The organism is Nocardiopsis sp. M1B1, from assembly GCF_052466615.1.
Genome location: NZ_CP196194.1, coordinates 2366032 through 2388251 on the forward strand (window position 1 = coordinate 2366032; position 22220 = coordinate 2388251).

General features: G+C 73.0%; 24 protein-coding genes. 15 read left to right on the top strand and 9 right to left on the bottom strand.

Going from position 1 to position 22220, the window contains the following annotated elements; all coding sequences use genetic code 11:
- Window positions 1-23 precede the first annotated feature (23 nt).
- A complete protein-coding gene (locus tag ACSTA4_RS10205) occupies window positions 24-782 on the bottom strand; it encodes an IclR family transcriptional regulator (RefSeq protein ID WP_130397229.1) in 759 nt (252 codons plus the stop codon).
- Between the two features lie 222 nt (window positions 783-1004).
- On the opposite strand from ACSTA4_RS10205, the gene ACSTA4_RS10210 reads away from it, so the two are divergent.
- The 3 genes from ACSTA4_RS10210 (at window position 1005) to ACSTA4_RS10220 (ending at window position 4080) form a co-directional block, all read left to right on the top strand.
- Complete coding sequence (locus tag ACSTA4_RS10210) at window positions 1005-2375, top strand: NAD(P)-binding domain-containing protein (protein WP_444963307.1); 1371 nt, start codon at window positions 1005-1007, stop codon at window positions 2373-2375.
- A gap of 103 nt (window positions 2376-2478) precedes the next feature.
- Complete coding sequence (locus ACSTA4_RS10215; RefSeq protein ID WP_444963308.1) at window positions 2479-3825, top strand: TRAP transporter large permease subunit; 1347 nt, start codon at window positions 2479-2481, stop codon at window positions 3823-3825.
- Between the two features lie 3 nt (window positions 3826-3828).
- The gene (locus tag ACSTA4_RS10220; protein ID WP_444963309.1) at window positions 3829-4080 is read left to right on the top strand and encodes a hypothetical protein; all 252 of its coding nucleotides are present in this window, start codon (window positions 3829-3831) and stop codon (window positions 4078-4080) included.
- Window positions 4081-4280: 200 nt separating this feature from the next.
- Here ACSTA4_RS10220 and ACSTA4_RS10225 read toward each other — a convergent pair whose 3' ends face one another.
- Window positions 4281-4814 carry a DUF7144 family membrane protein gene (locus tag ACSTA4_RS10225; RefSeq protein WP_444963310.1) on the bottom strand — a complete coding sequence of 178 codons (534 nt, stop codon included), beginning with the start codon at window positions 4812-4814 and terminating at the stop codon, window positions 4281-4283.
- A 227-nt stretch (window positions 4815-5041) separates the two neighbouring features.
- Between ACSTA4_RS10225 and ACSTA4_RS10230 the strand changes: the two genes are divergently transcribed.
- The 8 genes from ACSTA4_RS10230 to ACSTA4_RS10265 all read left to right on the top strand — a co-directional run bounded on the left by ACSTA4_RS10230 (window position 5042) and on the right by ACSTA4_RS10265 (window position 11640).
- On the top strand, window positions 5042-5566 hold the full coding sequence (locus ACSTA4_RS10230) for an ArsR family transcriptional regulator (RefSeq protein WP_444963311.1): 525 nt from the start codon (window positions 5042-5044) through the stop codon (window positions 5564-5566).
- 10 nt (window positions 5567-5576) lie between these two features.
- Entirely contained in the window at window positions 5577-6653 is a 1077-nt protein-coding gene (locus ACSTA4_RS10235; protein ID WP_444963312.1) for a serine hydrolase domain-containing protein, read from the top strand.
- On the top strand, window positions 6650-7033 hold the full coding sequence (locus tag ACSTA4_RS10240) for a hypothetical protein (protein WP_444963313.1): 384 nt from the start codon (window positions 6650-6652) through the stop codon (window positions 7031-7033). Before ACSTA4_RS10235 ends, ACSTA4_RS10240 begins: the two co-directional genes overlap by 4 nt.
- Window positions 7034-7302: 269 nt before the next feature.
- Window positions 7303-8919 carry a sensor histidine kinase gene (locus ACSTA4_RS10245; protein WP_444963314.1) on the top strand — a complete coding sequence of 539 codons (1617 nt, stop codon included), beginning with the start codon at window positions 7303-7305 and terminating at the stop codon, window positions 8917-8919.
- 61 nt (window positions 8920-8980) lie between these two features.
- Complete coding sequence (locus ACSTA4_RS10250; RefSeq protein ID WP_444963315.1) at window positions 8981-9406, top strand: roadblock/LC7 domain-containing protein; 426 nt, start codon at window positions 8981-8983, stop codon at window positions 9404-9406.
- Window positions 9403-9765, top strand: a complete 363-nt coding sequence (locus ACSTA4_RS10255; RefSeq protein ID WP_444963316.1) for a DUF742 domain-containing protein — start codon at window positions 9403-9405, stop codon at window positions 9763-9765. Before ACSTA4_RS10250 ends, ACSTA4_RS10255 begins: the two co-directional genes overlap by 4 nt.
- Window positions 9746-10378: a GTP-binding protein gene (locus ACSTA4_RS10260; RefSeq protein ID WP_444963317.1), complete on the top strand. Its 633-nt coding sequence runs from the start codon at window positions 9746-9748 to the stop codon at window positions 10376-10378. The genes ACSTA4_RS10255 and ACSTA4_RS10260 overlap by 20 nt, the downstream gene beginning before the upstream one ends.
- Window positions 10375-11640 (top strand): cytochrome P450, encoded by a 1266-nt coding sequence (locus ACSTA4_RS10265; protein ID WP_444963318.1) that lies wholly within the window; start codon window positions 10375-10377, stop codon window positions 11638-11640. Before ACSTA4_RS10260 ends, ACSTA4_RS10265 begins: the two co-directional genes overlap by 4 nt.
- A gap of 236 nt (window positions 11641-11876) precedes the next feature.
- On the opposite strand, the gene ACSTA4_RS10270 is transcribed toward ACSTA4_RS10265, so the two are convergent.
- The gene (locus ACSTA4_RS10270) at window positions 11877-12833 is read right to left on the bottom strand and encodes an SDR family NAD(P)-dependent oxidoreductase (RefSeq protein WP_444963319.1); all 957 of its coding nucleotides are present in this window, start codon (window positions 12831-12833) and stop codon (window positions 11877-11879) included.
- 171 nt (window positions 12834-13004) lie between these two features.
- On the opposite strand from ACSTA4_RS10270, the gene ACSTA4_RS10275 reads away from it, so the two are divergent.
- A complete protein-coding gene (locus ACSTA4_RS10275; protein WP_444963320.1) occupies window positions 13005-13976 on the top strand; it encodes an alpha/beta fold hydrolase in 972 nt (323 codons plus the stop codon).
- A 64-nt stretch (window positions 13977-14040) separates the two neighbouring features.
- On the opposite strand, the gene ACSTA4_RS10280 is transcribed toward ACSTA4_RS10275, so the two are convergent.
- Window positions 14041-15057: a methyltransferase gene (locus tag ACSTA4_RS10280; protein WP_444963321.1), complete on the bottom strand. Its 1017-nt coding sequence runs from the start codon at window positions 15055-15057 to the stop codon at window positions 14041-14043.
- 193 nt (window positions 15058-15250) lie between these two features.
- Between ACSTA4_RS10280 and ACSTA4_RS10285 the strand changes: the two genes are divergently transcribed.
- The 3 genes from ACSTA4_RS10285 to ACSTA4_RS10295 are packed head-to-tail and all read left to right on the top strand — an operon-like array spanning window position 15251 to window position 16806.
- A complete protein-coding gene (locus ACSTA4_RS10285) occupies window positions 15251-15775 on the top strand; it encodes a nitroreductase family protein (RefSeq protein ID WP_444964139.1) in 525 nt (174 codons plus the stop codon).
- Entirely contained in the window at window positions 15756-16073 is a 318-nt protein-coding gene (locus tag ACSTA4_RS10290) for a DUF6092 family protein (protein WP_444963322.1), read from the top strand. Before ACSTA4_RS10285 ends, ACSTA4_RS10290 begins: the two co-directional genes overlap by 20 nt.
- On the top strand, window positions 16057-16806 hold the full coding sequence (locus ACSTA4_RS10295; protein WP_444963323.1) for a tRNA-dependent cyclodipeptide synthase: 750 nt from the start codon (window positions 16057-16059) through the stop codon (window positions 16804-16806). Before ACSTA4_RS10290 ends, ACSTA4_RS10295 begins: the two co-directional genes overlap by 17 nt.
- An 83-nt stretch (window positions 16807-16889) precedes the next feature.
- On the opposite strand, the gene ACSTA4_RS10300 is transcribed toward ACSTA4_RS10295, so the two are convergent.
- The 5 genes from ACSTA4_RS10300 to ACSTA4_RS10320 all read right to left on the bottom strand — a co-directional run bounded on the left by ACSTA4_RS10300 (window position 16890) and on the right by ACSTA4_RS10320 (window position 22101).
- Window positions 16890-17912, bottom strand: coding sequence for a methyltransferase (locus ACSTA4_RS10300; RefSeq protein WP_444963324.1), 1023 nt, complete (start codon window positions 17910-17912; stop codon window positions 16890-16892).
- Window positions 17913-18093: 181 nt separating this feature from the next.
- Window positions 18094-18951 carry an NAD-dependent protein deacetylase gene (locus ACSTA4_RS10305; RefSeq protein ID WP_444963325.1) on the bottom strand — a complete coding sequence of 286 codons (858 nt, stop codon included), beginning with the start codon at window positions 18949-18951 and terminating at the stop codon, window positions 18094-18096.
- Window positions 18952-19054: 103 nt separating this feature from the next.
- Entirely contained in the window at window positions 19055-19843 is a 789-nt protein-coding gene (locus ACSTA4_RS10310) for a hypothetical protein (RefSeq protein WP_444963326.1), read from the bottom strand.
- Window positions 19844-20107: 264 nt separating this feature from the next.
- Complete coding sequence (cyaB, locus tag ACSTA4_RS10315; RefSeq protein WP_444963327.1) at window positions 20108-20713, bottom strand: class IV adenylate cyclase; 606 nt, start codon at window positions 20711-20713, stop codon at window positions 20108-20110.
- Between the two features lie 8 nt (window positions 20714-20721).
- Entirely contained in the window at window positions 20722-22101 is a 1380-nt protein-coding gene (locus ACSTA4_RS10320; RefSeq protein ID WP_444963328.1) for a hypothetical protein, read from the bottom strand.
- Between the last annotated feature and the right edge of the window lie 119 nt (window positions 22102-22220).

The window sequence follows — 22220 nt, forward strand, 5'->3', positions numbered from 1 at the left end:
TGACGCCTCAGGCGGGTGACACCTCAGGCGCGCACCCCGATGGCGTTGGCGCCCCGTGACAGCTCCGGAAGCTGGGACAGCAGCTCCTCGGGGCTGGTCCTGTCACTGGTGGTCACCAGGTTGACGGCGCCCAGGGTCTCGCCCTCGGAGTCGTACAGCAGCCGGGTCAGGCTGAGGGCGCCGGGCTCCCGCTCGGACTCGGCGAGGTGGTAGCCGACCTCCCGGATCCGCTCGATCTGCGCCCGGAGGTCGGCGGCGTCCTGGGTCCTGCCCGAGGCCAGGCGCACCTCGGCGTGGTCGGCGAGGTAGGCGTCGAGCTCCTGGTCGTCCCAGTCGCTGAGCAGCACCTTGCCGCCGCCGATGTAGAGGGGCACCCGGCGCCCGATGGGGAACTGGTAGCGCAGCGGGTCGGCTCCGTCCACGCGCGCGATGAGGATGCGCTCCTGTCCCGAGCGCACGTAGACCGACGAGGTCAGACCGGTCGTGGCCGACAGTTCGGTGAGGATCGGCGTCGCGACGCTGCAGAGGCGGTCGTTGACGACGAAGGAGTGCGCCAGGGACAGCACCACCGGCCCGAGCGAGTAGCCCAGGCGCTCCTGCTGGACGTATCCGCGCCGTACGAGCTGGTTGACGGTGCGCTGCGTCGTGGCCAGGTGCAGCCCGCTCTCCCGCGCGATGTCGCTGAGCCGCAGGGGGCCGCGCGCCCGCTCCAGGCACTCCAGCACGTCCAGAGCCCGGTCCAGGGTGCGCCCCTGGTTGCCACCCCCAGCCGTCGCTCCCATCCGTGCCCTCGCCCGCCCTTCCGTCGTCGTTCGCTCTGTCCCGGGAGTTCGCCCTGCCGCGGGAGTTCGCCCTGTCGCGGGAGGGACCGATGTGCCCGTCCCCAAGGCGATGCGCGCATCGCCGCCCTCCCCTCAACGTAGCGGACGGGTTTCCGGCAGGTTGACACCGCGAAGCGTCGCAGGTCACACTCACTATCAACAGGCAACAGTAACTATCACTCAATGATAGAGGGTGGGATCATGAAGGTCGCCGTGCTCGGGCTCGGAGAAGCCGGTGCCATCTACGCCGGCGCGTTCGCGGCCGCCGGTTGGCAGACCGTCGGCTACGACCCCTCGCCGGGGGCGCGGACGCCCGAGGGGGTGGCGCGGGCCGCCTCGACCGGCGAGGCGGTCGCCGACGCCGACCTGGTCCTCAGCCTCACCACGGCCGCGTACGCGGTGACCGCGGCCGAGGACGCCCGGCCGGTGCTGCGCCGGGACGCGGTGTACGTGGACCTCAACGCCGCCGCCCCGGCGACCAAGATCGAGGTGGAGGCGGCCCTGGGCGAATCCGCCCAGGTCGTGGACGGTGCGATCATCGGTTCGGTGCTCAGGTACGGTGCCGAGGTCAACGTCCTGCTCTCCGGCCCCGCCTCCGAGGCCGCCGCCCGGCTGCTCCGGGCGGTGGGCTCCGACGCCGAGCCCGTCGGCGGCGAGGTCGGGGCCGCGTCACGGCGCAAGCTGCTGCGCAGCGTCTTCATGAAGGGCCTGGGAGCCCTGATCACCGAGGCCGTGGACGCCGGAAGGGCCGCGGGGGAGGAGGCGTGGATGCGCACCCAGGTCGCCGACGCGCTCGCCGACGGCACCTCCGCGCTGGAGCGCCTGGACAAGGGCACGCGCCTGCACGCCCTGCGCAGGGCGCACGAACTCCGCTCCAGCGTCGAACTCCTCGATGAACTGGGCGTCCAGGCGCCGGTGAGCACCGGGGCCGCCGACCGCCACCTGTTCCTGGCGCGCTCGGGCGGGGAGGACGCGCGCGAACTGGCCGACGCCTACGTCGGCGTCCCCACCGCCGCCATCGGCGACGGCCGCGACCGGTTGGGCTTCGTCTCCTCGCGCGTCCGTCCGGTCTGGCCCGGGGCGAGCGTCACCGGCCGGGCGCTCACCGTCCTGACCCGCCCCGGCGACAACCGCGCCCTGCACCGGGCGCTGACCCTGGCGCGGCCGGGGGACGTCCTGGTCGTGGACGGCGGGGGCGACACCTCACGCGCCCTGCTGGGCGAGCTCATCGCCGAACGCGCCCTCAACCGGGGCGTGCGCGGCATGGTGGTCGACGGCGCGGTCCGGGACGCCGACGAACTCCGCGACCTGGGCTTCCCCGTCTGGGCGGCCGGGATCTCGCCCGCCGGGCCCTACAAGGACGGCCCCGGGCACGTGGGCCGGACGGTCTCGGTGGGCGGCGCGGTCTGCTCCACCGGGGACATCGTGGTCGCCGACGGCGACGGGGTGTTCTTCGTCCCCCGTCTGGAGGCGGAGCAGACCCTGAGCGCGGCCCGCGAGGTCGTGGCGGAGGAGGAGCGCCGCCGCGGCGCCATCCGGGCGGAACGCCGGTGAGCGCCCGCCCCGCCGGTCTCCGCCCCGCCGAGCCCCGGTCGGACCGGTCCCCCGCCGCACCCGGCCGCCACCACTCCCCGACTCCCCTCCCGAAGGTCCACCCATGCCCATCGCACTCCTAGCCCTGGCGGCCTTCATCGCCGTGATCATCGTCTGGAACGTCGTGTTCAAACGGAACATGGGCGAGGCGATGCTGCTCGGACTGGTCGTCACCGCGCTGTTCGCCGGGGCGCAGGCGCCCGCGTACCTGCTGCGGGGGCTGGTCGACGCCCTCACCCACGAGGTGCTCTACGCGGCCCTGGCCTTCGTGTTCATGGCCTACCTGATCGACGTCACGGGCCTGATCCAGCGGATCCTGGCCATCCTGAACTCCCTCTTCGGGCGCGTCCGCGGCGGCCCCGCCTTCATCGACACGGCCGGTTCCGCGGTCTTCGGCGCCCTGTCCGGGTCCAACTCCGCCAACACCGCCTCCAGCGGCTCCTTCACCGGCCCCTGGATGGTGCGCACGGGGTGGTCCCCCACCCGCGCCGCCACGGTGATGGCCGGCAACGGGGGGATGGGCGCGGCCCTGCCCCCCAGCGCCTCCATGGTCATCATGATCGGTTTCGCCGGGGGCATGGTCAGCACCGGCCAGGTCTACATGGGCCTGCTCGCGGCCGGGGCCTACCAGATCCTGCTCAGGTTCGCCCTGATCACGTACTTCGTGCGCAGGGACGGTATCCCCAGGGCCGACGAGACCGACCTGCTGCCACTGCGCGAGTCCCTGCGCCAGGGCGCGGGAGCCCTGACCATCTTCCTGGGCGCGCTCATCCCGATCGTGGTCACGGCGGGGCCCCTGGCCGACTACCTGGAGAACTCCACCCCGCTCGGCGAGGCCATGGGAGAGATCTCGCTGCTGATCTGGATCCCGATCCTGATCATCGTGTTCTCCCTCGTCGCCGGACGCGACCGCCTGCCCCGGAACCCGCGGGACTGGTCGGCCCTGCTCGACGGCGCCCTGCCCAAGTTCGCCACCATCGGGGCCCTGCTGTTCTTCGCCATCGCGGCCAGCGAGATCCTGGCCCGCCTCGGGCTCGCGGAGGACGTCAACACCCTGCTGGAGAACCTGCCGGTCAACCGCGTCCTGCTGGTGGTGGCCGTCGGACTGGTGATCGCCCTGGTCGCCGGGCCGCTCTCCTCCACGGCCACCCTCACCGCGGTCGGGCAGATCTCCTTCCTGGCACTGGTGGGCGTGGGCGTCGACCCGCTGCTGGCGGTGATCGCCATCTTGGTGTTCGCCTCCACCGAGGGGGCCTCGCCGCCCGCGTCCGGGTCGATCTTCGTGGCGGCCGGACTGACGGGTGCCCGGCCCGAGAGCACCTTCCTGCCGCTGATCGTCTACTACATGATCCCGATCTTCCTGATCGGCTGCCTCATCGGTTGGGGCGTCCTACCGGTCTTCGGAGGCTGAACAATGACCACCATCAGATCCCGCGCCCTCCTCGTGGTGCGCACCCTGTTCAAGCTGGGCCTCGTCGCCTGCTTCCTCCTCGGCGTCCTGCTCGTCGCCGGTCAGCTGGCCGGAGTCGTCGCGCAGCGGCCGGACTGGATCACGACCACCTCGGACCTGCTGTTCGTCCCCGCGGTCGCGGCCGCGGCGGCCTTCGGGGTCCTCGGATTCCTGGCCAACTACCTCACCGAGGACGAGGGCGGGGGAGAGGACTGAGGCGCTCCGCGGGGGAGTGACCGACCCGCCGGGGGCGGTGGCCGAGGCCGCCGCCCCCGGCCGTGTCCGCGGCGGCCGTCCCCGGGCGCGCGAAGGGGTCCTCCCCCGGCCCGACCGCGGTCCCACCACCGACCGCGCACGGGCGCGGGCGCGCGAAACCGCCCCCGTCCTGGGGAACGGGGGCGGCCCGGGAGGGGCTCTCAGTAGTTCTGCCCGGTGGTCTGCTGCGGTCCCGCCGTCTGCTGCGGCGAGCCGGTGCCCCCCTCCGGGGACTGCGCGGGCCTGGGCGCCGCGTGGGCGGCGTTGTACCCGCTCTGGTAGGCGCCCTCGTGGTGTTCGGTGCGCCCGGACTCGCGCTCGCGGTCGGGCCAGCCGGCGGTCAGGCCGTAGATCACCAGCAGGTCCACGGCGATGGCCACCATCGACCACAGCGGCATCGCCATGACGAAGCCCAGTTGGGCGATGGCGTTCACCGAGGCGAGGATCAGGGCGAAGCCCCGGGCCCACGTGCTGCGGGACAGCACGGCCAGACCGGCGACGATCAGCACCGCCCCCCACAGGCCCAGCAGCACGCCCCAGGAGGTGTACCCCAACAGGAGCACCTCCGTGCTCGCCGCGGCGTAGAACTGGGGGGTCAGGAGCGCCACCAGCCCCTGGATGACGTTGATCGCCCCGATGACGATCAGCAGTGTCGCGACGAAGAACTGCCAGCCGTTGGCTGCCTGCGTTCGCATGTTCACGGATCCTTCCCGGCCGTCCCCGCTGGCCTCTGCGCGGTCCGGGACGTGGGAACGGCCGCTCGGGTGTCCCTCTCGCGGATGCGCGATCCGCGCGCCTTGTCTTCATCATCCGACCCCGCGGGTCAGCGACACCCCACCCGTTCCTACGGATCGGGCAAAGCTCACGGGCCTGGTAATCTAAAATTACGTAATTACGGAAAAGCATGTAAGGTGGAGGTGTGGTGGACGGGACGACGGAGGAGCGGCTGGCCGAGCTGGAGGCGCGGGTCAGTGCCCTGGAGGCGGCCGGCGAACGCGCGGCCGAGACGCCCCGAGCGGAGGAGCTCGGAGACGTGTTCTTCGCGCTCAACGCCCTGCGGGAGCGCGTCACCGGACACGGCGGCGTGGTCTTCGCGGGGATCGTCCGCGACGGGGAGGGGGAGGAGAACGCGCTGGAGTGGCAGCAGGGGCTGCCGGTCGAGCGCCTGGAGGAGTCCGACTGGGCCCGCCACGCCGCCAGCCTCGACGCCCTGGGCAACCCCGTCCGGCTCCAGTTGCTACAGGCGGTCTGGAGGGGGACCGGGACCGTCGCCGCCCTGGCCGAGCGTTCCGACTTCGGCACGACCGGCCAGATCTACCACCACGTCAACCTGCTCGCCGCCGCCGGATGGCTCATCACCGTCCGGCGCGGCCACTACGCCATTCCACCGGAACGCGTCGTCCCCCTGCTCGCCATCCTCACGGCGGCCGGGGGAGCGCCCCATTGAGGAGGGTTCCGTGAGAGCCAGAAGGGGGACCGTCGCGGTCGCCTGTGCGGCGGCCGTCCTGGTCGTCGTACTCGGGATCGCCGCACGGCCGCACACACCCGCCCTGTCCGCCGAGGAGTCCGGGGACGCCGGGCTCCTGGACCGGGCGCGCCCGCTGCTGTCCGAGGGCGTGCGCGACCGCGTCAGCGTCGTCGAGGTCGACGGCGGACGGGCGCGCTTCGCGCACTTCGGCGCCGACGACGGCACCGACTACGAGATCGGCTCGGTCACCAAGGGCATGACCGGGATGCTGCTCGCCATCGCCATGGAACGCGGCGAGGTCACCGCCGACACCCGGCTCGGGGAGCTGGTCGAGCTGGACGGCGCCCCCGCCGCCGACGTCACCCTGGCCGAGCTGACCAGCCACCGCTCCGGCCTGCCCCGGCTCTCCACCCGCGTGTCCGACATCGTGGTCTCGGTGGCGGCCTCCTACCTGGGCAACGACCCCTATTCCTACGACTACGACGACCTGGTCGCGCAAGTGGCCGCGGCGGAGCTGTCCGACCGCGGCGAGTCCCACTACTCCAACATGGGCACCGCGATCCTGGGCCACGCCCTGGCCAACGCCGCCGGGACCGACTACGCCACCCTCCTGCGCGAGCGGCTGCTCGACCCCCTGGGGATGGACGACACGACCCTGCCCGACTCCGGGGACGACCTGCCCGAGGGCGCGACCCGGGGCTACACCGACAGGGGGCGCCGGGCCGACCCCTGGCTGGCCCGCGCCTACGCGCCCACGGGCGGAGTGCGCTCCACCCCCGCCGACATGGCGCGCTTCGCCGGGGCGCTGCTGGAGGGCGCCGCGCCGGGCGCGGCGGCCCTGGAACCGCGCTGGGACGACGGGCCGGACCAGCGGATCGGGTTCGCCTGGATCACGCAGGAGCACGGCGGTACCGAGGTCACCTGGCACAACGGCGGCACCGGCGGCTTCTCCTCCATGGTCGCCCTGGACCGGGAGGGCGGGCGCGCGGTCCTGGCCTTCGGCAACACGACCACCGGACTGGAAGGTCCCGTCCTGGAGCTGCTGACGGGGGAGGACGCCCGATGAGCGTGATGGACGTGCTGACCTACGCCGGGGCCGCGTTCCTCAACGGCATCTGCGTCCTGAGCGCGGCGGACGTACTCCTGCGGCTCCGCGGCCGGGGCAGGTTCCGCTTCGCGGACCGCTGGGACGTGCTGAACCGGACGGCCCACACCCTTTTCTTCCTGGTGCTCTCGCTGCTGCTGACCACGTGGGCGTCCTTCCCCGTGGCGGTCTGGTACCTGGACGTGGCCCTGAGCGCGGGGGCCGCCGCGGCCGCGGTGCTGTGCTGGCCCGGCCTGCCCGCGCGCGCCGACGACGCGGGCGCCGCCTCCCGGCGCCACTCCGCGATCGGCGCGCTGGTCTTCCTGGCGGTGGTCCTCGCGGTCTTCCTCCTTTTCTCCTGAACCGGGCATCCGTGCGAAAAGCGCGCAATGCAGGGTTATGTCAGGATTAAGAAGAGCGGAAAAAGCGGGATGCCGCACTTCTCCGCCGTCTGACCGGGGTTCCTCGCGAGAAAGCCCACGTGCCTTTCGCCCGTGGTCTACGGTGATTTCCGTCCGCCCTCGAATTCCCCGAGGGAAAACCGGGTGGACCTCCCCTGCCCGGAGACCGGGCGACGGGACCGGGCACGGCCCCGCTCCCTTCGCGCGATTGCCCCGCGAGGAACCCGCCCATGCCAGTTCACCCGTCCGACCGACGACGGCGGCCACCGCGCCCCGGACGACAGGCCCTGGTCGCCCTGTTCGCCGTGACCGCGCTGGCGGCCCCCGCCTGGTCCTGGGCGGTCGTCACGGCTCACCCCGACGCCCGCCAGAGCGTGGCCCTGGCCGTCGGCGCGGCCGGAGCCGCCCTGTGCGCCGCCGTCACCGCGGCGGCGCACCAGGCCGCGGCGGCCCGCGCCGCCCGCGAGCACGGCACCCGGGTCGACACCACCGCCCAGGCCCTCGAACGCGAGGCCGAGCACCTGGTCGACGAGCTCCTGCCCGCCCTCGTCGAGGGCCTGCGCGCGGGCCGCGCCGCCCGCGAGGTCCTCGACGAGCACCCCCAGCCCCGCCACGTCGCGCTGCACAGGCTCACCCACGCCGTCACCGCCGAACTCGACACCGCGCGCGTGCGCGCCGCCGACGCCCTGGCCCGGCGCACCGCGCTGGAGGAGCAGATCGCCGACCTCGACCGCGTCGGTCTGCCGCTCATGGTCGCCCGCATCCGCGAGGACCGCGTCGGCGCCGCCGAAACGCTGGGGGAGGAACTGCCCCCCGTCCACGACGCCCTCGCCCGCCTGCGCGCGCACACGCTGGAGGAGCTGCTGGCCTCCGACCGCCGCTCCGCCTCGGCCATGGAGGCGACCGCCGCCTCCGGCGCCCGCGTCCAGGCCCACCTGACCTCCCTGCTGGCCAGGCTCCGCGAACTCCAGGACCGCTACGGCGACAGCCCCGGCATCTTCGGCGACCTCCTGGACATCGACCACGGCGTCTCCCGCACCGGCCGCCTCGCCGACGGCCTCGTCGTCCTGGCCGGGGGCCGCTCGGGCCGCCGCTGGACCCGGCCCATCGTCATGGAGAGCATCCTGCGCGGAGCCATGGGCCGCATCAGCGCCTACCGTCGCGTGCGCCTGCACAACACCAGCACCGCCTCCATCGCCGGGCACGCGGCCGAGGGCGTCATGCAGGCCCTGGCCGAACTCATGGACAACGCCGCCAACTTCTCCGCCCACGGCACCGAGGTGCACGTCTACGTCCAGGAGGAGGACACCGGCCTGTCCGTCACCGTCGAGGACAGCGGACTGGGCATGCGCGTGCGCGAGCGCAGGCTGGCCGAGAGCCTGGTCACCGAGCCCCGGGACCTGTCCACGCTGCGGGGCACCCGCACGGGCCTGGCGGTCGTGGGACGACTGGCCGACAAGCACGCGCTCGGCGTCAGCTTCCGCCCCTCGGCCCGCGGCGGCGTCGGCGTCGTCGTCCTCGTGCCGCCGCACCTGGTCACCGAGTCCCGACCCGCGCACGGCGGCCCGCGCGCCGGGCACCACCCCCGGCGCCCCGCGGGGTCCTCTCCGGCTTCGGGGCCGGATCTCCGGACGGGGGCGGCCCCGGGACCCGGCACCGCTCCCGCGCCCTCCCAGGCCGCCTCCGGGCTGCCCCGGCGGCGGCGCGGCCAGACCCTGGCCGCGGCGCTGCGGGAGGAGCCCGACCAGCTCTCCGCGGCTCCGGCCGCGCCCGCGCCCGGCGGCGACCCCGGCACCAGGTTCGCGTCCTTCCGCAGCGCCCGCCAGCCACAACGAGCCGAAGAGTAGAGAAGAGAAACGGAGGGAGGGGCACGCGACCGGACCCGCGCGCGGCTGCCCCGCGACCCCGATGAACACCATGGACACCAGTCTCGACTGGCTTCTGGAGAACCTGCGCCACCGCACACCCGGCATCCGCCACGTGCTCGTGCTGTCCAGGGACGGACTCAGGATGTGCCACACCCGCGAACTGCACACCGACCGCGCCGACCAGCTCGCCGCCATCGCCGCGGGCATCCAGAGCCTGTCCCTGAGCGCCTCCGCCGAGTTCGGCGACCGCGGCGGCGCGGGCCAGGCCATGGCCGAGTTCGGCGGAGGCGTCCTGCTCATCATCCGCGCCGGGGAGGGCGCCCACTTGGCGGTGATCGCCGACGGGGAGGCCGACGTCGGCGTGATCGGCCACAGCATGAACCAACTCGTCGAGCGGATCGGCGGCTTCCTGACGGCCGCCCCGCGCCGCGGTGAGCGGGCCCGCGCGGGCGCCGAGCAGCGGTGACCCACCACGACTCCCTCCCGGGAGAGGCCCCCGACCGCCTGTACACCGTGACCGGCGGGCGCTCCGACGCGGACACCCGCGCCCTCGACCCGGTCACCCTCGTCGTCGCCGAGTGCGACCCCGCGCCCGGCATGCAGTCCGAGCACGCCGCGATCCTGCGCCTGTGCGCGTACCCGACCGCCGTGGTGGAGCTGTCCGCGGAGCTGCGGCTCCCCGTCAGCGTCGTGCGGATCCTCCTGCTGGACCTGCTGGACACGGGGCGGGTGACGGCCCGCCACCCGGTGGTCCCCACCCGGCAGGAGGGCGGACACGACCCCGAGACCCTGAAGCAGGTGCTCCTTGCCCTCCAACGACTCTGAACGGCCGGCCCAGCCGCGCCGGGCCCCGCTCGCCGCGACGGCCGACAACGCGCTCAAGATCGTCGTCGTCGGCGGGTTCGGCGTCGGCAAGACCACCCTGGTCGGCTCCGTCAGCGAGATGTGCCCGGTGAGCACCGAGGAGGTCATGACCCGGGCCAGCGCCGGGATCGACGACATCAGCGCCGTCCGCGACAAGCGCACCACCACCGCGGCCTTCGACTTCGGGCGCGTCACCGTGGACGAGCGGCGTGTGCTCTACCTCTTCGGCGCCCCCGGCCAGAAGCGGTTCTGGTTCCTGTGGAACCAGCTGTTCGAGGGCAGCCTGGGCGCGGTCGTGCTCGTGGACACCGACCGCATCCAGGACTCCTGGTACGCCGTGGACCGGCTCGAACACCACCGCACGCCCTTCGTCGTCGCGGTGAACCGCTTCGGCCCCGGACCCGCCCTGCCCGAGGTGCGCCGCGCCCTGGACCTGTCCGAGCGGGTCCCCGTGGTGGACTGCGACGCCCGCAGCCGCGAGTCCAGCCGCGACGTCCTGATCACCCTCGTCCAGCACGTGTCCGGACCCGTGGCCGGGTACCCGTCCGCGCCGACCCAGGAGGAGACGACGTGAACCACACCCCGGGCCCGGAGGCCGCGGCACCGGCCAGCAGCGGCCCGCCGCCCCCCTCCCCGGACCACGCGGGCGCCGCCCGCTTCTACGGTCCCGACATCGCACGCGACCCCGCCGGGCTCTACGAGGAGCTGCGCGGGCGCTACGGCCCGGTCGCGCCCGTGCTGCTCGACGGCGACGTTCCGGCGTGGCTCGTCATGGGCTACCGGGAGCTGCACCACGTCACCAGCAGGCCCGAGTGGTTCGCCCGCGACTGCCGCCGCTGGAACCAGTGGGACCGCGTCGGCCGCGACTGGCCGCTCCTGCCCTACGTGATGTGGACGCCCTCGGTCATGTTCGCCGAGGGGGCCGAGCACCAGCGGCGCGCGGGCGCGATCGGCGACGCCCTGGACGCCGTGGACCGCACCGACCTCAGGGCCCTGTGCCAGCGGGCCGCCGACACCCTCGTCGACGCCTTCCGCGCGGAGGGCGAAGCCGACCTGGTCTCGCAGTACGCCCACCACATCCCCGCGATGGTGGTCGCCCGCCTCTACGGCCTGCCGGAGGCGGAGGTCCCGGCGCTGGTGCGCGACGTCGTGCTCTCGCTCGACGTCACCGCGGACGCGGGCGGCGCCCACCGGCGCCTGCACGCCCGCCTGGACGCCCTGGTCGCCGACCGCCGCGCCGAGCCCCGCGACGACGTGCCCTCGCGGCTGCTGCTGCACCCGGCGGGGCTGAGCGACGTCGAGGCGGTGGTCGACCTGCTGGTGGTCCTCGTCGCGGCCCAAGCGCCCACCGGCAACTGGATCGGCAACGCCCTGCGCCTGATGCTGACCGACGACCGGTTCTCCCTCGTCCTGCGGGGCGGGCGCAGCAGCGCGGGGGAGGCCCTCAACGAGGTGCTGTGGAAGAACACCCCCACGCAGAACTTCATCGGCCGGTGGGCCGTGCAGGCCTGTGAACTGGGCGGCCGCGGCATCCGGCGCGGCGACATGCTGGTGCTGGGGCTGTCGGCCGCCAACGCCGACCCCCGCCTGCACGCGGGGCTCCCCGACGTCTACGGCGGCAACCGCGCGCAGATGTCCTTCGGCCACGGCGAGCACGGGTGCCCCTTCCCGGCACCGGAGGTCGCGGAGACGATCGCCCGCACGGCGGTGGAGAGCCTGTTGGACCGGCTGCCGGACGTGCGGCTGGCGGTGCCCCCGGACCGCCTGGAGTGGCGGCCGTCGCTGTGGATGCGCGGACTGTTCGAGCTCCCGGCGCGCTTCACGCCGCAGCGGTAGGGGGCGCACGCGCGCCGCGGTGCCGGTCGGCTCGGGAGGGGACCGGACCGTAGGTTTTCCCCTCCGCCCGACTTCAGAGGAAACAGTGTTCTACGGATATGGAATATCGCGGGCCGCCCGGGTGGAATTCCTTTCATGAGAAATATGTCGGTTGTGGGGCTTCGGTGGTGATCCCGTGCCGCCGCCCACGGGGCGCGGCCCCGCGGACCGCGGCACGGGACGCGACCGGCCGCCGCTCAGGCGAGCGCGTTCTCCCCGGTCAGCTCGGCGGAGAACGCCCACAGGCGCTCGGCCTGCGCGGGGTCGGCCGCGTGGTCGCGCACGCCCTCCGTACCGGCCTCGGTTCCGGCGGGCACGGCGACGTCGCAGTCCTCGCAGTACACCCCGCCCATCCCGGCCAGCCGCGGCGAGGTGGCCGCCCACACCTGGGTGGCCGCCCCCTGCTCCGGCGTCTTGAACCGGGGGTCGACCAGCTCACCGTTCCCGTCGACCCACCCCGCGTCGACCATCTCCCCCCGCGTCATGTGCCGCTGCAAGGGGGTGAGGATCGCGCCCGGGTGCAGGGAGAAGGCCCGCACGCCGAAGGGCTCCCCCAGCCGGTCCAGGTGGAGGGCGAACAGCGCGTTGGCCGTCTTGGACTGCCCGTAGGCCAGCCACCGGTCGTAGCCCCGGGCGAACCACGGGTCCTCCCAGCGGATCGGCGAGGCCTGGTGCCCGCTGGAGGAGACCGAGACCACCCGCGCCCCGCCCTCGGCCAGGGCCGGCCAGAGCCGGTTGACCAGGGTGAAGTGCCCCAGGTGGTTGGTGGCGAACTGGTACTCCCAGCCGGGTCCGGCGACGGCCTGGGGGCAGGCCATCACCCCGGCGTTGTTGACGAGGACGTCGATCGCGCGGCCGGTCTTGAGGAAGCGTTCGGCGAAGGCGCGCACGTCGTCCTGGTCGGACAGTTCCAGGCCGTCGACCTCCACGCCCCCGATCCCGGACAGGGCCTCGGCCGCCGCCTCGGGCCGCCGCGCGGGAACGACGACGCGGGCGCCCGCCTCCGCCAGGGCCCGGGTGGTCTCCAGTCCGATGCCCGAGTACCCGCCGGTGACGACGGCCAGCCGTCCGGTCAGGTCGATTCCGTCCAGGACCTCGCGCGCGGTGCTGCGCCCGCCGAAGCCCGAGCCGATCCTTCGCTGTGGTGTGGTCATGGACCGGACTCTAGGTACTGGAGCGCGCTCCACTTCAAGCGGCGCAGGTGGGAGGAGGCGCCCGCCCGGGGACACGTCCGGCCCCCGCCCCCGAGGGAGCCTGGAGGAGCCGGTCCCGCCGGTATAGCGTGACTGTGGCCCCACCCCTCAGCGACGAGGAGCACGTACACCATGAACGTGGAACACAGGGACGTCGAGGTCAACGGAATCCGGCTGCACGTCGCCGAGCAGGGCAGCGGACCGCTCGTCCTGCTCCTGCACGGCTTCCCCGAGAGCTGGTACTCCTGGCGCCACCAGTTCGCCCCGCTGGCCGGGGCCGGGTACCGCGTGGTCGCACCCGACCAGCGCGGTTACGCCCGCAGCGACCGGCCCGAGGCGGTGGACGTCTACACCCTGCCCCATCTGGTCGGCGACGTCGTCGCCCTCGTCTCCGCGCTGGGGGAGGAGGGCGCGGTCGTGGTCGGCCACGACTGGGGGGCGCCGGTGGCCTGGGCCACCGCCATGATGCGCCCCGACCTGGTCCGCGGCGTGGCGGGCCTGAGCGTTCCGCCCGTTCCGCCCGCCATGATGCCGTCGGTCTCGTCCTCCCGCGCCGTCTACGGTGACGGCTTCTACCAGGCCTACTTCCAGGAGCCGGGCGTCGCCGACGCCGAGCTGGCCGCCGACCCCGCATCGACCCTGCGCCGCCTCCTGGTCGGGGCCTCCGGCGACGCCCCCTTCGACCAGCCCCGGCTGTGGATTGTGCCCGAGGGCGAGAGCGCGCTGGGCTCCCTGCCCGAACCGGAGGAGCTGCCCTCCTGGCTCACCGAGGAGGACCTGGCCGCTTTCACGGCCGACTACTCCGACCCCGGCGCCTTCACCGGTCCGCTCAACTGGTACCGCAACATCGACCGCAACCAGGGGCTCATGTCGCCCTTCCAGGGGCGCGTCATCGACGTGCCCGCGCTGTACGTGGGCGGGGACAAGGACCTGGTCAGGGCCATGCGCGGCGTTCCCGAACTCCTGGAGAACCTGTCGCTGGTCGCACCGGGGCTGCACGCCGGCGTCACCCTGCCCGGCTGCGGCCACTGGACCCAGCAGGAGCGCCCCGAGGAGGTCAACGCGGCCCTGCTGGACTTCCTCGCCGCCGTCCACGAGGGCTGAGCCGTGCCCGTGCGCGCCGGGGTCGGCGGCGCGCACGGGCACGGTGGCGGCACCGGCGCGCCGCTCAGGCGCGCACCCCCTCGACGATGCTGGTCCCGTAACTGGGCAGGACGCGGGTCAACTTCAGTCCGGCCTGCTCGAAGAGCTCGGCGAACTGGGTCCTGGTGCGCTGCTTGCCGTCGCAGTGGGCGAGCATGCTCAGGTCCATGAACTTGGCGGTCCGTGCGGGACCCGGGGAGTCGGGCACCACCACCTCCGCGAGCAGGACGCGCCCGTCGCGGGTCATCGCCTCGCGGCAGTGGGAGAGGATCCGCGCGGCGTCCTGGTCGCCCCAGTTGTGGATGACGTTCGACAGCAGGTAGGCGTCGCCCCCTTCGGGGACGAAGGAGAGGAAGTCCCCGCTGACGACGCGGCACCGCTCACGGACGCCCTCCAGCACCGGTTCGGCGTGGGTGACCACGTCGGACCGGTCGAAGAGCACGCCGTGCAGACCTGGATGGGCCGACAGCACGATGGCCAGCAGCCTGCCCCGGCCCCCGCCGACGTCCACGAGGGTGTGGTGCGCGCCGAAGTCGTAGCTGCCCGCCACGCCTCGGGTGAGCTGGGCGGAGATGTCGGTCATGCCCTCGTCGAAGACCGCCGCGGTCTCGGGGTGCTCGTCCAGGTAGGCCCAGGCCGTCAGGCCGTGCACCTCCTCGAACACCGAGCGCCCGGTCCGCACCGCCCGGGCCAGGTGGGCCATGGTGGACCGCTCGGCCTGGCTGCCGACCCACCGGGCGTAGCCGCGCATGGAGTCGGCCGCGTCCCCGCGCAGGGCGCGGCCGAGCCCGGTCAGGGCGAAGTGCCGCCGCGGCCCCTCCTCGACCAGGTCGAGGTCGGCGCAGGCGCGCAGGAGGCGGTGGAGGGCGTCGGCGTCGGCGTCGATCCTCTCGGCGATCTCCTCGACGGGCAGGGGCTTGAAGGTCATGGCGTCGGCGACGCCGAGTTCGGCCGCCGCGCTCACGGCGGCCGCCACCCAGCTGGCGGTGATGAGCTCGAACAGTTTCGTGGCCGAAGGACTCGGGGGTGCGGATGCGGACATCGCGGTCCTTTCAGGGGTGCCCCTCCGGGGTGCGGAGAGGGGCGGCCAGATGCGCCTATGCGGCATCCATGGAGCCGTATAACAGGGTAAACTACGGAGCGTGCTTAGAAAATCGCATACTGTGGACACAGGTTCGAGTGATACGGATGCGAACCTGTGCCCCTCTCAGCGGTCATCACACGCCCTCCAGACCCTGACCACCCGCCGTGCCGTACGCGCCTTCACCGACCGGCCGGTGGACGACTCCCTCCTCGCCCCCATGCTGGACGCCATGCTCGCCGCCCCCTCGGCGTCCAACAAGCAGGCGTGGGCCTTCGTCGCCGTCCGCGAGCGGCGGAGGCTGAGGCTGCTGCGCGCCTTCTCCCCCGGGATCATCGAACTCCCGCCCCTGGTCGTGGCGGCCTGCTTCGACCGCTCTCGCGCCGTGGGGGGCTCAGGCGGCTCCACTGATTCCAGGGATTCCAGGGACTCCTGGGACGAGGGCATGCTCTGCGTCGCGATGGCGGTGGAGAACCTCCTCCTGGCGGCCCACTGCCTGGGGCTGGGCGGGTGCCCGTCCGGGAGTTTTCGCGCCGGCCCCGTCCGCAGGCTCCTGGGCCTGCCCGACCACCTGGAACCCCTGCTCCTGGTTCCGATCGGGCACCCCGCCCGGCCGCTCGCCCCCGCACCCCGACGAGACCGGAACGAGGTGGTCAGCCATGAGCGCTGGGGAACCTGAGGTCCGACAGGTCGGCGAGGAACTCCTCCTGCTCTCCGCCTACCTGCTCAGCAGCGGCCGCGGCCTGCTGGACGAACCACGGCAGTACGGCACGTTCCGCTGTCTGGACGCCGCCCGGCGCGTCCTCGCCCTCGCGGCCGGAACCGGCCCGCACCACCCCGAACTCGACGCCCTGCGCGGCCGGATGGACGACGTCATGTGCGGGGCGATGGGCGACCACGAACTGGACACCCTGCTCGACCAGCTGTGCGATCGGCTGGCATCCGTCCTGGAGGATCCCGATGTCATCCCCGACTGAGCCGGAGCCGCCCCCGGAGCCCCCGGACGACTTCGACGTCCTGCCCTTCACCGGTTCCTGCCGTCGCGTGTTCGAACGCGGAGAGCACGCCCTCATCGGCATCAGCGCCGGGAACAGCTACTTCAGCCAGCAGCGGATCGCACGGCTCCTGTGCTGGGCGCGGGGCCGCTTCGCCCGGGTCGACGTGCTCTACACCGACCTGCACCTGGACGCCATGTACATGGCGTCCGGCAGCAGCAGGGAGCACGCCGCGGTCCGGGCGAACAGGACGCTCAGGGACGTGCGGCGGCGCATCCGGCGCGCGGTGGAGTCGGCGGCCGCGGAGTCGGCCGCCGGGGCGGACGTGCGCGTCCTCGCCCTGTCGCAGTGCACGCGTCTGCCCGGCTACCGGGCGGTCGAGCGGCGCCTCGACCGGGAGTACGCCGCCGATCCCCGCATCCGCCGCTGCTGGGAGGAGCACGTACGCCGGGTCGTGGGCGCCCAGCCGGACCCGGAGGGCGCCAGGCTGCGCGCCGGGCTGGCCTACCTGCGCGCCGAACTGCCCTTCCTGCTCAGCACCCCCGAGGTACTGGAGGTGCCGTCCTCGGTGTCCTGCTACCACGACCTGTTGCCGATCCTGTCCGCGCTGCGCGGCGTCACCTCCTGCTTCCACCCCGGACAGGCCCACGTGGTCGTCCGCCCGGCCCTCCGGTGCCGTACCTCCCCGGAAGCGGAGGCGCTGGCGTCCCCGTGACCGCCGTCCGGTGGCGCCCCGGGCGGGGCGCCACCGGACGGAGCGGTTGCGGCTGGGGCGTCGTCCCGGACGGGACGGGGCCCCTACGCGCGGCGGACGTCCATGACCGACTCCCCGTCCTCGACCCGGTGCACGGCGTGCAGCGCGAGGCCGGTCTCGGCGAACAGTTCCCGGTACTCCTCCGCCGTGCGCAGCGGGGCTCCGTAGAGCACGAGCATGTACAGGCTCATCGCCTGGAGGAAGGGGGTGGTGCCCTCCCGCTGCGGCAGGTGCCCGATGATCAGCAGCCGGGACCGCTCACCCATCGCCGCGCGGACGTTGCGCAGGATCCGTACCGCCTCCGGCCGTGGCCAGTTCTGCATCACCCGTGCCATCAGGTAGACGTCCACCCCCGTCGGCACCCCGTCGAAGAAGCTGCCCCCCACCACGGCGCACCGGTCCGCCACGCCCCGTTCCCGCAGCAGCGGCCCGGCCCCGGACACCACGTGCGGAAGGTCGAACAGCACCCCCTCCATGCGCGGGTGGCGCCGCAGGAGGGCGGCCAGCATCGAGCCCTCTCCACCGCCGAGGTCCGCCACGCGTTCGGCCCCGGACAGGTCCACGTTCTCCAGCAGGGTGTCGGCGGCCACGGACGTGACCATCGCCCTGCGGAACAGGGCCTCGGCGTCCCCCCGCTCCTGCTCCAGGTAGGCGAACAGCGGGTGGCCGGTGTGCACCTCGAAGGCCGTACGGCCGGAACGCACCGCCTGCGACAGGCAGGTCCACGCCTGGAGGAAGGCGCCGTGCGTGCACATCCGGAAGAGGTCGTACAGGCCGCTGGGGTCCCCGGCGCGCAGGTGCCCGCCCGCTGCGGTCAGGGCGAACGACCCGGCCTCCGGCTCCGAGAGCAGCCCGCTCACCGTCCCGGCCCGCAGCACCGCCGACAGGGTCTGCTCGGAGACCCCGGTGCGGCGGACCAGGTCCGCCACCGGACGCGGCCCGTCCGCCAGGTCCTCCACCACGTCCAGTTCGACTATCGCGACGACGGCGTGCATGAGCATCGCCGACGCCACCAGTTGGTTCAGCGGCAGGTCCGTGCGCTCCGCGCGTACAGCGGCCTCGTCCATCGCACCCACAGTCGGTCCTCCCCGGGGGACGTCGTCATCGGGGCCGACGCGGCCTCCCTTCCGGGACACGGCGCCGACCTCCCAAGACTACGGGGAGTGTACGGATATGTTCTCGGGGTTGTGGAAAACGTAACCGGGCGGGAAGGGGTGAGGACCGCGGCGGTGACGGCCGGCGTCCGGGTCAGGCCGGGGCGGCGTCCTCGGCCTCGTAGGCGTGGACCAGGGCGGTGAGCACCTCGGAGCAGCCCGCGTCGACGGTGAGCGCGGCGACGTCGTCGGCGCGGGTGGCGCCCCGGTTGAGGACCACCACCGGCTTGCCCTGCTCGACGGCGCGCTTGACGTAGCGCCGCCCCGAGAAGACGGTCAGGGACGAACCCGCCACCAGCAGCGCCCGCGCGCCGTCCACCATCGCGTAGCCCTCCAGCACGCGCGCCTTGGGCACGTTCTCGCCGAAGTAGACGATGTCGGGCTTGAGCACGCCGCCGCAGCCCTCGCAGTCGGCCACGCGGAACCCCTCGGTGGAGGCCAGGACCGCGTCGGCGTCGGGGGCGATCTCCACGTCGGGGACCCCGTCGGCGAAGTCGGGGTTGAGCGCGCTCAGACGCCCGGCCAGGATCTCGCGGGAGGTCACGGCCGAGCAGGCCAGGCAGATGACGCGGTCGTAGCGGCCGTGCAGGTCGATCACCCGCCTGCTGCCCGCCGCCCCGTGCAGGGTGTCCACGTTCTGGGTGATGACGCCGGCCAGGGCGCCGCCCGCCTCCAGCGCGGCCAGCGCTCGGTGGCCGTCGTTGGGGCGGGTCCGGTGCACGTGGCGCCAGCCCACGTGGTTGCGGGCCCAGTAGTGGCGTCGGAAGGCGGCGTCGCCGACGAACTGCTGGTAGGTCATGGGCTTGCGCGGCGGTGAGTCCGGGCCGCGGTAGTCGGGGATGCCCGAGTCCGTGGACAGGCCCGCGCCGGTCAGCGCGACCACCGGGCCCGAGCCGAGGACCTCGCGCATCCGGGCGGCCAGGACCGCCGGGTCGTCGAGCGTGTTCCTCACGCCTTCGAGGGTACGCGGCGCCCCGGTGTGGCCGCCGCCACCCCGCCGGGTTCCGGTCGCCGTCCCGCCGGTCCCCGGCCCGGCGCGGTACTGCCCCGCCGGTTCAGGCGGCGCGCTCCAGCTTCTCCACCGCGCGGGACAGGACCTCCTCGAACTCCTCCTCCATCAGGGCGTCCCTCTCCCTGTCCACCTGAGCCCGGTGGGCGTCGCGGCACTCCTCGCTGAAGTCGTCTTCCCGGCAGGCCTCCATGAGCTCCGTGGACGACACGTCCGAGTAGCCGCTCGTGCGCATCCCCACGAGGACGAAGTACACCTCTCCGACCTGGCCCCACGCGGTCCTCGCCGCCATGTGCGAGCGCTCGCCGTACAGGGTCACCGAGAACATGCCGCCGCCCTCGGGAAGGGAGGGCGAGTCCCTGGAGACGAGCGCGCCCTCGACCCCTCCGTTCGCGGACACGCTCATCCTGGAGCAGGTGTCCAGCAGGTTCCCGAACCCGGTGCCCTCGACCGGGGCGTCGCCGAAGTCCCCCGAGACCAGGACGTAGCCGTAGACGGCTGAGCTCCGCGCGGAACCGGGCGGGGTCGCGATCTGCGCCGCCCCCTCGACGGCCCCCGCGGGCAGCCGCCCGGTGCCCCCGTTGAGGACGGCACCGCACTCGGCCGGTTCCACGTCGCCGAAGTCGTCGGCGCCCGCCTCGCCGCCGAAGTCCACCCCCTGGATCTCGTCGACGTCCAGATCGTCCACGTCGAACCCGTCGGGGTAGGCGTTCGGGGAGGGCAGCAGGGCCTCCAAGCGTGAACTCTCCCGGAGGTCGAGCTGGGGGCCGCAGCCGGTGGTCAGGACCAGGGCCGCGAGGAGGGTCAGGGCGCCGTGGCGGTGCAGGGAAGCCAAAGGGGGAGCCTTCGTTCTCGTGTCAGCGGTTTACCGACACGTTCCGACGCCGCCGGGACACGTGGGGTTCCCGCCCTTCCGCGGCCGGTTGCGGCCCAGTCCTCGTCCGGTCCGGAGGAACCCCCGCCCGAGCTCCGGACGGACAGCGCCCCCGCAAGGTCGCGCCCGGCTCCGGCCGGTGCGGCCTCCCAGGGGTCCGGGGAGTTGAGGCGGGACGTCAGGGCAGCGTGCAGACCGAAGGTGCCGCGTGTCCGAGACGGCACCTCACTCCGGAGCGTCGGCGAGGGAGTCGGCCTCCGTGTCCGCCTGTCCCTTCAGTACCAGGTCCCGGTACGGAAGAGCCACCACCGGGTGAGTCCGCAGGCCCAGAAGCCGTTCGGTCTCCTCCAACCGCCGCACGGCCTCCTCCCGGGCACTCTCCGAGACGATCTCGACCTCGACGAACACCCCCAGACCGGCGATCACGTCCACCACCACCGACAGATCCGGCTGGCCGGGAGCTCGGTAGCAGCTGCGCGACTTCTCCACACGGGTCAGCGGGACCATGCCCAACGCCTCCAACAGACCGTGGGCGTGCACGGCCTGGTCGGCGTTCGCCAGCACGACGTTCGTCTCCTGCTTGGCGATGACACCGCCTGCCGTGCGGGTGGTGGTGTCGGAGGCGGGTTTGTAGGTGACCTCGCACCCGCTGTCACGCTCACGGACCCGCAGGCACTCGACCGTCTCCAGGAAGTCGACGTCGGGCCTGCTGTAGTAGGTGTCGACCTCTGCTGTCGGTCCTGTGGCGACGAAGCCCAGTTCGACCAGCCGTCGCTCCAGGACCTCGCGGCTCCGCAACGCGCGCTTGCGTTCGACCTCGACCAACGGCATCGGGAACTTCATCCCCTTCCAGGGGCGAGGGCCGCGTACACGCGGGCGAGGTTGTGTTTGCTGAACGACTCTCGTGCACCGGCCAGTGCCTTGGTCAGCATCACGGAATCCGACACCGGGATGTTACGGAACAGCACGAGCTGTTTGGCGTCCCAGAGGGGGTTGGCGAGCCGTTTGGTCAGGTACCGGTTGTAGTAGTGGCGCTGCCTGACCACGATGTCCTCGGCTCCGGAGGGCAGGAGCACGGTCGGACGACCGGGGTTCGCCTGCGCGGAACTGACCGCGAACTCGGTGAGCAGTTCGTCGGTCGTCAGGTAGGCGTAGGTCTCACGCCCCTCGCGGGCGCTCCACTCGTTCCAGACCTGGGAGCACTCCGCGTCGCCCTCCTCCGCAGCGGTCAGGAAGGCGTTCAGTGCCACGTCGGTGCACGTATCGAAGATGTCCCCGTCCACGGTGCGGTGGTCGGCGTAGGGTTCGCTGAGCGCCTCCAGCATGTCCTGGTAGGCCCCGGGCAACCACTCGGTGCCGACGAGAGCGTAGTGCACGAGCTTGTGTCCGGTGCGTGCGTCCAGCCATTCCGCCGACAGCTGGCCGTCCAGTACGGGGACGAAGCCCAGGGCTCCGGAGCGCCACACGTGGTCGCGGAAGGTGATGTAGTGACGCTGGATCTCGCGGAACAATCCGATGGGGGCGCTGACCACGGCGCAGATCCCCACGTCCAGATCCGCCACTTCCACGAGTCGTGAGTTCTGGCGGGCCAACACCTGATCGTGAATGTGGTGGTAGGGGTGCCTGCCGTGATCCAGGTAGTGCGGAGTGAACATGCGCAGGAACCGCAGCCAGGAGGGCGCGTCGTAGGCGTGTGTGACCCGTTCGTGCAGGCTCCGGTCCCGAACGGAGAACAGGTCCCTGTAGACGAAGTATCCGTGGGGTTCGATCACCGAGCCGAGCACGCGTATGAGCGCGTGCAGGCCGCCATAGCCGCCCCCGTAGGAGTAGACCTCGTGCACCAGTGACGAGGCGCTGACGACGTCGGCGGGGCGCTGCAGGAGTGACTCCAGATCCTGGGCGAAACCGTGGGCGAGCACGCAGTCGCCGACCTCGTTGAACTCGGCGACGGCTAGTGACAGCGCGTGCGAGGTGACACCGGGGACCTCCACCAGGGTCAGGTCCACGGAATTCGGCCCATTCCGGTTCTCCCGCAGCCGGGAGGCCAGGAAGCGCACTGCTGCTCCTCCGCCAGGGCCGATCTCCACCACGTGGGGACGCTGCGCCCCCACCTGTTCCAGCGCCCGCAACACGAGGAACGCCTTCTCCTCGCCATGGGTGTTCGCTGCGACATCAAGGTAACGGGGAGCGGACTTGTGCTCGGTGGCGAACACGGTCAACGGACACCTCCTCGATCAGGGGGACTCCACCCGCTCCGACAAGCCGGAGACGGGCGGGGCGGCGACGGTACTTCGAGTAGAACCGGCACCGGCGGCGTGAGGCCAGAATGAGACCGGCT

Bases quoted from the DNA above. Each gene is read 5' to 3' on its own strand.
- ACSTA4_RS10205 (WP_130397229.1), bottom strand. From the start codon at position 782: ATGGGAGCGACGGCTGGGGGTGGCAACCAGGGGCGCACCCTGGACCGG.
- ACSTA4_RS10210 (WP_444963307.1), top strand. From the start codon at position 1,005: ATGATAGAGGGTGGGATCATGAAGGTCGCCGTGCTCGGGCTCGGAGAA.
- ACSTA4_RS10215 (WP_444963308.1), top strand. From the start codon at position 2,479: ATGCCCATCGCACTCCTAGCCCTGGCGGCCTTCATCGCCGTGATCATC.
- ACSTA4_RS10220 (WP_444963309.1), top strand. From the start codon at position 3,829: ATGACCACCATCAGATCCCGCGCCCTCCTCGTGGTGCGCACCCTGTTC.
- ACSTA4_RS10225 (WP_444963310.1), bottom strand. From the start codon at position 4,814: ATGCGAACGCAGGCAGCCAACGGCTGGCAGTTCTTCGTCGCGACACTG.
- ACSTA4_RS10240 (WP_444963313.1), top strand. From the start codon at position 6,650: ATGAGCGTGATGGACGTGCTGACCTACGCCGGGGCCGCGTTCCTCAAC.
- ACSTA4_RS10245 (WP_444963314.1), top strand. From the start codon at position 7,303: ATGCCAGTTCACCCGTCCGACCGACGACGGCGGCCACCGCGCCCCGGA.
- ACSTA4_RS10250 (WP_444963315.1), top strand. From the start codon at position 8,981: ATGAACACCATGGACACCAGTCTCGACTGGCTTCTGGAGAACCTGCGC.
- ACSTA4_RS10270 (WP_444963319.1), bottom strand. From the start codon at position 12,833: ATGACCACACCACAGCGAAGGATCGGCTCGGGCTTCGGCGGGCGCAGC.
- ACSTA4_RS10275 (WP_444963320.1), top strand. From the start codon at position 13,005: ATGAACGTGGAACACAGGGACGTCGAGGTCAACGGAATCCGGCTGCAC.
- ACSTA4_RS10280 (WP_444963321.1), bottom strand. From the start codon at position 15,057: ATGTCCGCATCCGCACCCCCGAGTCCTTCGGCCACGAAACTGTTCGAG.
- ACSTA4_RS10290 (WP_444963322.1), top strand. From the start codon at position 15,756: ATGAGCGCTGGGGAACCTGAGGTCCGACAGGTCGGCGAGGAACTCCTC.
- ACSTA4_RS10295 (WP_444963323.1), top strand. From the start codon at position 16,057: ATGTCATCCCCGACTGAGCCGGAGCCGCCCCCGGAGCCCCCGGACGAC.
- ACSTA4_RS10300 (WP_444963324.1), bottom strand. From the start codon at position 17,912: ATGGACGAGGCCGCTGTACGCGCGGAGCGCACGGACCTGCCGCTGAAC.
- cyaB (WP_444963327.1), bottom strand. From the start codon at position 20,713: ATGCCGTTGGTCGAGGTCGAACGCAAGCGCGCGTTGCGGAGCCGCGAG.